Source organism: Paraburkholderia sp. AV2, from assembly GCF_054968425.1.
The window spans coordinates 1-1151 of the sequence record NZ_JBANLK010000118.1; the positions used below are offsets into that span (position 1 = coordinate 1).

Annotated in this window: 2 pseudogenes; both read right to left on the minus strand. The window is 58.0% G+C overall.

The features are described from left to right. A pseudogene (locus V8683_RS31340) lies at window positions 1–248 on the minus strand (hypothetical protein); the annotation flags it as partial. A 501-nt stretch (window positions 249–749) separates the two neighbouring features. Next, window positions 750–1151: pseudogene (locus V8683_RS31345) on the minus strand (succinate dehydrogenase/fumarate reductase flavoprotein subunit); the annotation flags it as partial.

A 1151-nucleotide genomic window follows, 5' to 3' on the forward strand; every position in this document is an offset into this window, starting at 1 on the left:
TCCAGCTCGTACGTCTGCATGCGCGGCGCCGCGTCCTTGTCCGGATCGTAGCGGTAGACTTCAAAAATTCGTTTGGCCATTTCCGATTCCTTTTGACTGGCTTGCCGGTTAGGGCGTGGTTTGGGTTTGTCTGTTTTTTTGTCTGTCGCTAGTTCTGTTTTGGCGATTTTGGCGGTTCCTTGATTTCGTGTCGGTATGCAGGCGTTGCCCCTGTGCGGGGCGGCACCTACTTTTCTTTGCAGCGGCAAAGAAAAGTAGGCAAAAGAAAGCCGCTCACACCGCTAATGTCAGCCACCATTCACCTCGCACCACCACAGCCAGTGGCTCCGGAGCGTCTGTCGCCACTCGCCGCCAACCAGAGTGACAAAGGACTCATTCATCCGGTGGCGCTACGCGCCCCGAAGGGCATAACAAAAACCTTCTGGCGCACGCGTATTCACGGCTCCATGCAGCAGCCGGTTTCCCTTGCAGACCCTTCCGCAGAGCGCATAGCGCGAAGCGGGAGGTATGAGCCCTTTGTCACTCAGTTTGAAGGTGCGAGGTAACAGACGCTCCGGAGCCACTGGCAATTACTGCGAGAGGTGAATGGTGGCAGGCATTAGCGGTGTGAGCGGCTTTCTTTTGCCTACTTTTCTTTGCCGCTGCAAAGAAAAGTAGGTGCCGCCCCGCACAGGGGCAACGCCTGCATACCGACACGAAAACAAGGAAACACCAAAACACCAAATCACCAGAACACAAGACAAAAAAACTTAGAACGTCCGCGCCTTCGGCGGCACAGACTCGACGGTCAGCGGTTGCATGTGCACCGGCTTGTAATCGAGCCGGTCGCCTTCACTGAACCACAGCGTATGGCGCAGCCAGTTCTCGTCGTCACGATGTTCGTAGTCGCTCTGCGCATGCGCACCGCGGCTTTCCTTGCGCGCTTCGGCCGACACCATCGTTGCGCGCGCAACCTCGATCAGGTTCGCCACTTCGAGCGCTTCCACGCGCGCCGTGTTGAACACCTTCGACTTGTCCTTCAGGTGGATGTGCTTCGCGCGCTCCGCAATCTGCGCGATGTCCTTCACGCCTTCTTCCAGCAGCGCCGAGGTGCGGAACACGCCCGCATGCTTCTGCATCGAGCCGCGGATGTCGTTCGCCACGCTCTGCGC